General features: G+C 59.6%; 10 protein-coding genes and 2 pseudogenes. 1 reads left to right on the top strand and 11 read right to left on the bottom strand.

The annotated features are described in order from the left end of the window. Positions 1–231: 231 nt before the first annotated feature. The 11 genes and pseudogenes from PG883_RS08805 to msrB all read right to left on the bottom strand — a co-directional run bounded on the left by PG883_RS08805 (position 232) and on the right by msrB (position 7,667). Positions 232–1,608, bottom strand: a complete 1,377-nt coding sequence (locus tag PG883_RS08805; RefSeq protein ID WP_033996214.1) for a replication protein — start codon at positions 1,606–1,608, stop codon at positions 232–234. A gap of 156 nt (positions 1,609–1,764) precedes the next feature. Continuing rightward, positions 1,765–2,151: a ParC family partition-associated protein gene (gene parC / locus PG883_RS08800; RefSeq protein WP_011270177.1), complete on the bottom strand. Its 387-nt coding sequence runs from the start codon at positions 2,149–2,151 to the stop codon at positions 1,765–1,767. 33 nt (positions 2,152–2,184) lie between these two features. Next, a complete protein-coding gene (locus tag PG883_RS08795; protein ID WP_008166578.1) occupies positions 2,185–2,385 on the bottom strand; it encodes a plasmid partition protein ParG in 201 nt (66 codons plus the stop codon). 42 nt (positions 2,386–2,427) lie between these two features. Next, on the bottom strand, positions 2,428–3,066 hold the full coding sequence (gene parA / locus PG883_RS08790) for a ParA family partition ATPase (RefSeq protein WP_033996216.1): 639 nt from the start codon (positions 3,064–3,066) through the stop codon (positions 2,428–2,430). A gap of 154 nt (positions 3,067–3,220) precedes the next feature. Continuing rightward, positions 3,221–3,400, bottom strand: coding sequence for a hypothetical protein (locus PG883_RS08785; RefSeq protein ID WP_232038188.1), 180 nt, complete (start codon positions 3,398–3,400; stop codon positions 3,221–3,223). Between the two features lie 107 nt (positions 3,401–3,507). After that, positions 3,508–4,041 (bottom strand): annotated as a pseudogene (locus tag PG883_RS08780) (type-2 restriction endonuclease); the annotation flags it as partial. Between the two features lie 175 nt (positions 4,042–4,216). Continuing rightward, entirely contained in the window at positions 4,217–4,789 is a 573-nt protein-coding gene (locus PG883_RS08775) for a hypothetical protein (protein WP_004099040.1), read from the bottom strand. A gap of 91 nt (positions 4,790–4,880) precedes the next feature. Further along, complete coding sequence (locus PG883_RS08770; protein WP_018716208.1) at positions 4,881–5,849, bottom strand: magnesium and cobalt transport protein CorA; 969 nt, start codon at positions 5,847–5,849, stop codon at positions 4,881–4,883. Further along, positions 5,846–6,550, bottom strand: coding sequence for a glutathione S-transferase N-terminal domain-containing protein (locus PG883_RS08765; protein WP_004099038.1), 705 nt, complete (start codon positions 6,548–6,550; stop codon positions 5,846–5,848). The genes PG883_RS08770 and PG883_RS08765 overlap by 4 nt, the downstream gene beginning before the upstream one ends. Before the next feature lie 132 nt (positions 6,551–6,682). Beyond that, positions 6,683–7,222 carry a peptide-methionine (S)-S-oxide reductase MsrA gene (gene msrA, locus PG883_RS08760; RefSeq protein ID WP_023294902.1) on the bottom strand — a complete coding sequence of 180 codons (540 nt, stop codon included), beginning with the start codon at positions 7,220–7,222 and terminating at the stop codon, positions 6,683–6,685. Position 7,223: 1 nt separating this feature from the next. Further along, on the bottom strand, positions 7,224–7,667 hold the full coding sequence (msrB, locus tag PG883_RS08755; protein ID WP_023338003.1) for a peptide-methionine (R)-S-oxide reductase MsrB: 444 nt from the start codon (positions 7,665–7,667) through the stop codon (positions 7,224–7,226). 120 nt (positions 7,668–7,787) lie between these two features. On the opposite strand from msrB, the pseudogene PG883_RS08750 reads away from it, so the two are divergent. Continuing rightward, a pseudogene (locus tag PG883_RS08750) lies at positions 7,788–8,351 on the top strand (IS630-like element ISEc33 family transposase); the annotation flags it as partial. Positions 8,352–8,513: the final 162 nt, after the last annotated feature.

Raw genomic sequence — 8,513 nt, 5'->3', positions numbered from 1 at the left:
AGGCGCTACTCAAAGGCAGGCGCTACTCAAAGGCAGGCGCTACTCAAAGGCAGGCGCTACTCAAAGGCAGGCGCTACTCAAAGGCAGGCGCTACTCAAAGGCAGGCGCTACTCAAAGGCAGGCGCTACGCGCCGGGCGTAGGCTTCGCCATTAGTAATACGCATGGACTTGGGACACCCGCCCGGAAGGCTCCGCCATTAGTAATACGGACGGACTTTGAACACCTCACGATCAGCCCTCCCCGCCTGTAATACGCATGGACTTGGGACACTCTCCCGGCTCTGCGATGTAGCGCCCGGCAGCGGTCTTGCTAATGCCCATCTGTGCAGCAATGGCCCGCACGCTCAGACCCTGCGCCTTGAGGGCCAAAGCCTGCGCCTGCTTGGCGCTGGCTGCTTCCAGATAGGAAGCACGATCGACAGCCCCAGCGGCACGTCTGCGGGCTTTCTCGCGCTCGCTGTGGCGCTCTGCGGCCATGTCCCGGCTGATGAGCGTGCGCAGCTTGCGCTGCTCGTCGTCGGTGATGTGAAACAGGCTGATAAGCGTGTCGTTCTTGGGCGTGTAGAGCGGCGCAAACTGCTTGCCGCCGAACTCCACCTTTTCCCCGGCTTCGTGGGCCTTGGCCTTGGCGTACAGCGTCATAAGCTCGGCGCTGCGGTAGTTCCACCGTGGGTCAAGCTCACGGGCCAGCGCGGCGGCCTCGTGGTACATCTGGCCGGTGTGCGTCGCACCTGACAGCAGCAGGAAATTCAGCCGCCAAAACAGGTGCTGCATCCGCTCGCCCTCGGCCACGCCGCCGCGCAGCGCGGCCAGCGTGCGCAAGTCCTCCAGACGATCCCACGCCAGTTGCCGCCCGTTGAGCGTGCGCAGGTTGCCGGTTTGGCCGCCCGGCAGCAGCTTGAACTGGCGACGGTCGGCGCGGGCCTTGCGGTCGGCCTCGATGTCCCAGCGGGCCACCGGCAGTAGCGCCTCGGCCAGATACTCGAAGTTGTACCGGATCGGCTCGCCGTCCGGGCCTTGCTCAACGTGGATGACGCGGCAAACCTCGCCGCTCTTGCTGTTCACCGTATTGACCAGCCGCAGCACGCGGCTTGCATCCTTGGCCGCTGGATCAGCGCCCAGCCCGGCCAGACGGTCGATCAGGTAACGCTGGCAGGCATTCCAGCGTGGCAGCGCCTGACGCGGCAAGGTGCCATCCAGCAGCCACTTTGCTTGCACGCCACGGCCAGAGAAAACGAGGATCGACGGCGGCGGCACGCCTTCGTCGTAGCAGCGGAACATGACAGCGGCGGCCAGTTGCTCGGGGCTGCGCCCCTGCGCCCACGGCTCGCGGTAGGTGTCCAGATCGGCGAACAGCAAGCCGATGCGGGCCAAGTTGACCACGCGGCGATTGGGCTTGATGAACTCAGCCTGAGACAGCCAGGTATCCCGGCTGTGGTCGAGCATGGAGAGCACCACGGGCATCTGTGACAGCCGGTAACTGTCCTGCTTCTTGCCGCTGCCCTCGCACGTCGCCATGAGCAACGAGAAAAAGCCCTGCCGGGCTGTGTCGTGATAGCAACCCGCCTCATCGGCTGGGCTGAAAAGTCGTAGCTGTGCCTGTCCCATAACCTTCTTTCCGCTTGTGCGGCAAGAGGTGGGGCGCTACAATGCAAACCATGTCTGGGTGTTGCCTGTATAGGTTGCGCCTTTGGGTTCTAGCCAGTGCCACCTGACTAGTCCCGCCCCCTGCCAAGCCCCGCTGCCACGCGGGGCTTTGCTTTTTCATCCATCTGAACTCCGCTCCTTCGCTTCCAAAGTTCGCGGAATCCAGCCTTTTGCATTCGCCGTCCAGTGCAGCACGCCATGCTGCCGCAGCACTGCCGCCGCGCCATCGAAAGAGCGAAAAAACCGGATGCCTCCCCGGTACTGGCCGAGAATGCGCCGCTCGTTGCCAACGTGCAGCACGATCACCAGCCCGCGCTCTGTGTTCTCGATGACAGCGCCCTTGATCTCATGCGGTGCGTTCTTCGCAAACGCCTTGAAATGAGAGGGCGGCAGTACCTCCAGACTCAACGGTTCCATTTCAACCATCACTTTATACCCCACGCGCCGTATTTCATCAACATTATTAAATTTCGCCAAATCAAAAATGTATGGACTATAGTCCATGCTTTTGACCCGTCCAGCCGGTTAAGTGATTACTCAATCACTCTTTTCATCAAGTGAGCGCACCAGTTCGCGCAGAATGTCCGTGATGCTGCGCCCGGTCTTGGCGGCGTAAATCTTCAGCTTCGTGTGCTCGGCCCGGTCGAGGTCGAAATTCACCCGGACGGTGGCGGCCTTGTCGGCAAGGTCGGACAAGGTAGGGCCAGCCTTCGCGGCGCTCGGGCGGCCTGCTTTCATGCCAAGTTTCCCGCTACTCATTTTCACCTACTCCTTAATTACTCAAATGGTGCAATTGAGGAAACGGCGCACTTCCTCAGCCAGCGCCCGGATTTCCTCGGCGGCCTCGCTCGTCGGCTCTTGGTCAATGGCCGTGGTGCCGCTGGCCGCGCTGCTCGGGTAGATGACGCGCTGCGTGATGCGCGTTTGCAGGATCGGCAGGCCGTACCCGGCCAGCGCCTCGGAGACTTCCGCACCAATCTTGGTGCCCTTGATCGCACGGGACACCACGAAAGCCGCTTTTAGCTTGCCGTCGGTCAGCTCGATGCGCTGCTTGACCAAATCCACGAGGTCAGAGGTTGCCCAAATGTCGTAGGGCGACGGCTGCACCGGGATCAGCACGCAATCGGCGGACTTCATTGCCGACACGGCCAAGTCATGAGCCTGCGGCGCTCCGTCGATCACAACAAAGTCTTTCCGGGCCACGCTCTTTAGATCGCGCTCGATGGTGGGCCGGTCGATGCCAACCACGGGCACGGGTTGATCCTCGCGGACGGCGGCCCAATCGCGGGCGCTGCCCTGCGGGTCAGAATCAACCAGCAACACGTCTGCGCCGTCGAGTTGCAGGGCGCGGGCAAGGTGGGTGGCGATGGTGGTTTTACCCGCCCCGCCCTTCTGGTTCAGTACAGCAATGACTTGCATATGCGCTCCTTGAGCTATTGAGCGTTTGAGGAAAAAAGGAATTACTCAAGCGCAGTATAGCATATTGAGGATTTGAGTAAATGCACCTTTTGAGGATTTGAAGTCATAAAAAACCCCGCACGCGGCGGGGTTCGGTGGCAGGGCAGGGGAGGGCTTAGGCGGCCTGGTGGATCTCGTCGGCCACCTGTCGGCACATGGCCAGCATGTCGAGCGTGCCCGCTGCGATGGCCTCAAGGGTCGCATCATCCAGCGCCTGCACGATGCTGGTAGCCCGGCGCTCAAGCTCCTGCCGGGCGATGCGCTCCCAGTCGCTGACCTCCAGCAGTGATGCCAATGCAGTTTCATCGGCGCGTCCATACCCGCGTAAAACCTCTGAAAGCGCTTCAGTTGTGGTTGTCATCATCGTCCGGTCTCCAAGCCAGAATGATCGAAAGCGGCCAATCAGCCCAGTCGTGCCGCCTCTGCGGCGATGTGCCCAGCCAAAGCAGACACGAATGTCTTGAGGCTGGTCATCGACGACTGCTCCGTGAAGTCGCCGGTATTCACCGCACTGCGCTCTGCCGCAATGACAGCAGCGGTCGTGTAGAGCTGCTCCTGCACCAATCGCTGACACAGCAAGTCATACCGCGTGAGATACGACGCCCCCTTGAACTCCTCGAAGACCGGGAAGTGCGGCGATGAGTCACGCACCGGCCTGCGGGACTCCGGCGCGTCTTCGACCATCATCAGCCAGCCGACGAAAGGGCGTGGCTGCTTGCCGAACGCCTCTTCACGAAAGGCCGTCCAAAGATCATGGGCCGTCCCGATAGATTCCTCTGTTCGATTGTTAAAGTTGTTACCGAACGAGGGACCTACCTGGCTTTTCAGCTCGATGGCAGCAATCAGCTCTCCCTTGTAGATCACCAACAAATCCCACAGCTTCGTCGGGCGGAAGTAGCCTGGCAGGGTCAGCATCGCTCGATTCTGGTGAATCTCGGTCCAGGTAGTTTTCGCGAGCGCTGTGCAACGCTGCTGTCTCCAGCAAGAGCATAGTTTCTCGTATGTGGTCCTTGTTCCAGTCCATAATCACCTCCTAATTTTCGATGTTCTTAAAGTTCAGCCTGCAGATGTGTGGGCCAGGAAGGCCAGCCTTTCCGGCTAAGCGACACCGCTATTCGTCGCTGATGACGTCTTCGCCCTGGTATGGAACCCTGATCAGCCGAGGATCTCGAATGATGCTCGTGACGAGCCAGACATATTCCTGCTCGGCGGTATCGAAGCCGAGGATGCTGAAGGATTGGCCGAAAGGGCATGGCGGGAAGTCTGGAAAGCCCTCGCGCAGAACGTAACGCTCGGGATCGCTGTGAAACTCGCTCTTGTAGACTTTCCGTAGTCCGTGCTTGCTCGGCGCGTCCTGGTCACCTGCCGGTGCTGTTTCCCGATGCGCCACAAGGCGCTCGGACAAGTCGCGGGGGCAGATTTCGTGGAACACGTCGAAGGCGTCGATCAACAGGCCTTTATGCTCTGTCGCCGGATCGGTGATCGCGTAGATGTTGGAGGCATCTTCGCCGTCGTCCCCGCTCTCGAGGCGCAACGCCGCATCGACGCGAATGCTGCATGCATCGAGGGTTGACCCTAGTTCGAGATCGACGAGATTGCCGTCCTTGACGCGGTATTCGCGGTCATAGCCTTTGGCGATGAATGACTGGACTGCTTCTAGAACGTCGGTCACCTGGGAGGTCATGGAAGCACCTTCATCTTGAACTGGATTGGACACGCTCGCGCACAAAGCGCGCTGTGACTCGGCGGACGGAGAAGCTCGCGAAGTGCGTTACTCATAGCCACTTGGCCTTCTTGAAGCGCATGAACAGGAGAAGGCAGAACACCGCTATCACTCCGAGCACGACGAAGTAGCCATATGGCGTGTCCAGTTCCGGCATGTGCTTGAAGTTCATGCCATATATTCCGGCGATCGCCGTCGGGACCGCCAAGATCGCCGCCCAGGCCGCGAGCTGGCGAGTGACCACACCGATCCTTTGCGCTTCCAGAAGGCTGCTGGCCTCGAAGACCGTGGACAGGACAAGCAGGAGGCCGTCGACCATGGACTGCACGCGGTGGACATGGTCCGCGACGTCGTGGAAATATGGTGTCATTTCGGCGCTGAGGCAGGGAAAGTGGCCGCGAACGAGCTTTCGCACCAGCTCGGCCATAGCCCCGAGCGTGCGCTTGAACCGCGTGAGTTCGGACCTTAGTTCGAAGATTCGCGCCACCTCTTCTGGCCCGAGGAAATCGTGCAGCGACCGTCGCTCCATCGCCAGGACGTCGTCCTCGATCATTTCGAAGATGGGCAGATACTGGTCGACCACTCGGTGCAAGATCGCGTGCAGCACATAGTCGACACCCTTGCCGAACTGCGTCGGCGATGCCTCGAGTTGCTCCCGAAGTTTGCCCAGCGCTCCGGCATTGCCGTGCCGCACGGTGATAAGGTGATTGTGACCGGTGAAGATCGCCATCTTGCCGTAGCTGATCCGGTCGCCGACCAGCTCGGCGGTCTGGGCGACGACGTACAACTCATCGTTGTAGACCTCGAGCTTGGGCGGGCACAGCGGGTGCATGGCGTTGTCGATCGCCAAAGGATGGAGGTTATACGTCGTCTGGATCGCGCTGAGTTCGTCTGCGGTGGGCTCGCTAAGCGCGATCCAGCAGAAGCCCGAGCGATTCTCGTTTAGTTCGACGTGCTCATCGAGCCTGATTTCACGGACTCGCTTACCTTCGTTGTAATAATATGCGGCGATAATGGTCATGCAGGCCTCGCAGGAATTCGCAGGCCACGCTGTACAGCCGGTCGCGCCAGCCCGCGTTCGAGCCATGCCTGCACGTTCGAATAGCTGCTTAGGCCGAGGATGTCGCCCGCTGCGTAGAATTCGACCAGCGCATTCACCCAGCCAAACGTCGCAATGTCCGCGATCGAGTAATCATCGACAATCCATTCGCGGCCCTCCAGCCGGTGATCCAGGACCCCGAGAAGACGCCTGGATTCATCAACAAAGCGCTGCCGAGGTCGCTTGTCCTCATAGTCCTTGCCGGCAAATCGCAGGAAAAAGCCTAGCTGTCCGAAGGTCGGCCCAACGCCCGACACCTGAAAGAACACCCAGGCCAGAGTCTCGTACCGCTGGGCGGGTGTTGTTGAGATGAGCTGCCCCGTCTTGTCGGCCAGATAGATGAGGATCGCACCGGTTTCCCATATGCCAATGGGCTGGCCGTCAGGGCCAGCCGGATCGATGATCGCGGGTATGCGGCCGTTGGGATTCAACGACACGAACGCTGGATCCTTCGACTCGTTGTTCGAGATGTCGACGAAGTGGGGCTCATACGGCAGGCCAGTCTCCTCCAGCATCATCGAGACCTTGACGCCGTTGGGCGTGGGGGCCGCGTATAGTTGCAAGCGATCCGGATAAGATGCTGGCCAGCGCTGCGTGATGGGAAAGGAGGAGAGGTCTGTCATATCTGGATCCTGGCACTGCGACGGCGGCTGAATGGAATGATCTGCTTCAAGGCCGGGTTCGACGACCGCGTCGATTGACGCGGTCGTCGGAGGTTGCGAACCGGATCGGCGCGGCACTAACGGCAGCGAAGCCTATTCCGCCGCGGTCCCGGCCGCTGGCTGTACGTCGTCAACCTTTTGGCGCTTCGGAAGCACCCAGCCGGGACGGACGAAGTGGCAGGTGTAGCCGCCCGGGTGCTTCTCCAGATAATCCTGGTGATCGGGCTCGGCCTCCCAGAACTCGCCGACCGGCTGGACCTCGGTCACCACTTTGCCATCCCACAGCCCCGAGGCATCCACATCGGCGATCGTATCCTCGGCGACGCGCTTCTGCTCCTCGTCGACATAATAGATGCCCGACCGGTAGGAGAGCCCACGATCATTGCCCTGGCGGTTCAGCGTCGTCGGATCGTGGATCTGGAAGAAGAATTCCAGGATGTTCCGGTAGCTCGTCACTGTCGGGTCGAAGACAATCTCGATCCCCTCGGCATGCGTGCCGTGATTACGATACGTGGCGTTCGGAATATCGCCGCCCGTGTAACCCACACGGGTCGAGATGATGCCGGGCCGCTTGCGGATCAGATCCTGCATGCCCCAGAAACATCCTCCTGCGAGAACAGCGCGCTGATGCATGTTAAGCCTCCTCTACTTGATCGAGATATTCACCGTATCCCTCGGACTCCATCTCGTCGCGCGGGATGAAGCGAAGGGACGCTGAGTTGATGCAGTACCGCAGACCGCCGCGGTCGGAAGGACCATCGGGGAACACATGGCCGAGATGACTGTCTGCGTGTACTGACCTGACCTCCGTCCGGACCATGCCGTGTGCGCTGTCCCGCACCTCGTTCACGTTTGCCGAAACGATCGGCTTGGTGAAGCTGGGCCAGCCAGTACCCGAATCGAACTTGTCCGTCGAAGCGAACAGTGGCTCTCCCGACACTATGTCGACGTAGATGCCAGGCTCCTTGTTGTCGTTGTACTCGCCCGTGAAGGGCCTTTCGGTCCCCGAATCCTGGGTAATCCGGCGTTGCTCGGGGGTCAGGCGGTCAACTGCTGCCTGTGACTTCTCAAACTTCATGATAGTCTCCAATAATCTAAATAGATGCGCGGAATAGTAGATCACTGAAAGGGAACTCAGCCCGGATTGTGCGATCTGATCAATCGCCAAACCAACCAAAACCACCAACCGGACTGAGCGATGCCGATCATAGCACCAATACCCCGTGGCGAACGACGCCTGATGCAGAAAGCTATTCATAAAACGCGCGATAAAAATCATGCCCGCAGACTCACGGCCATGCTGATGCTTCATCGGGGTGAACGGGTCAGCGATGTTGCCAGAACTCTCTGTTGTGCTCGTTCATCCGTTGGTCGCTGGATTAACTGGTTTACGCACTCAGGTATTGAAGGCCTGAAATCCTTACCCGCAGGGCGCTCCCGACGCTGGCCTTTTGAACATATCTGCACCCTGTTACGTGAGCTGATAAAGCATTCTCCCGGCGATTTTGGTTATCAACGTTCACGCTGGAGCACCGAATTACTGGCATTAAAAATCAATGAGATAACCGGTTGCCAGTTACATGCAGGAACCGTTCGCCGCTGGTTGCCATCTGCGGGGCTTGTATGGCGCAGGGCCGCGCCAACTCTGCGTATCCGTGACCCACATAAAGATGAAAAGATGGCGGTAATCCACAAAGCGCTGGATGAATGCAGCGCAGAGCATCCGGTATTTTATGAAGATGAAGTGGATATCCACCTTAATCGGGGTCTGACGCTCAGTGGAACGAAAACTCACGTTAAGCAACGTTTTCTACCTCTGACGCCTCTTTTAATGGTCTCAGATGTCCTTTGGTCACCAGTTCTGCCAGCGTGAAGGAATAATGGCCGAGCATATTGATATGTCCGTGGCAAAGCGGGGAGAGGC

Origin of the sequence: Aeromonas sp. QDB25 (genome assembly GCF_027707725.1) — a bacterium.
Lineage (GTDB): Bacteria > Pseudomonadota > Gammaproteobacteria > Enterobacterales > Aeromonadaceae > Aeromonas > Aeromonas caviae.
The sequence above is the reverse complement of the archived record's forward strand: the minus strand, read 5'-3'. Positions and strand labels throughout refer to the sequence as shown.

What these genes read in the sequence shown, in the direction of transcription:
- PG883_RS08805 (WP_033996214.1), bottom strand. Translation starts at nt 1,608, where the DNA reads ATGGGACAGGCACAGCTACGACTTTTCAGCCCAGCCGATGAGGCGGGT.
- parC (WP_011270177.1), bottom strand. Translation starts at nt 2,151, where the DNA reads ATGGACTATAGTCCATACATTTTTGATTTGGCGAAATTTAATAATGTT.
- PG883_RS08795 (WP_008166578.1), bottom strand. Translation starts at nt 2,385, where the DNA reads ATGAAAGCAGGCCGCCCGAGCGCCGCGAAGGCTGGCCCTACCTTGTCC.
- parA (WP_033996216.1), bottom strand. Translation starts at nt 3,066, where the DNA reads ATGCAAGTCATTGCTGTACTGAACCAGAAGGGCGGGGCGGGTAAAACC.
- PG883_RS08775 (WP_004099040.1), bottom strand. Translation starts at nt 4,789, where the DNA reads ATGACCTCCCAGGTGACCGACGTTCTAGAAGCAGTCCAGTCATTCATC.
- PG883_RS08770 (WP_018716208.1), bottom strand. Translation starts at nt 5,849, where the DNA reads ATGACCATTATCGCCGCATATTATTACAACGAAGGTAAGCGAGTCCGT.
- PG883_RS08765 (WP_004099038.1), bottom strand. Translation starts at nt 6,550, where the DNA reads ATGACAGACCTCTCCTCCTTTCCCATCACGCAGCGCTGGCCAGCATCT.
- msrA (WP_023294902.1), bottom strand. Translation starts at nt 7,222, where the DNA reads ATGCATCAGCGCGCTGTTCTCGCAGGAGGATGTTTCTGGGGCATGCAG.
- msrB (WP_023338003.1), bottom strand. Translation starts at nt 7,667, where the DNA reads ATGAAGTTTGAGAAGTCACAGGCAGCAGTTGACCGCCTGACCCCCGAG.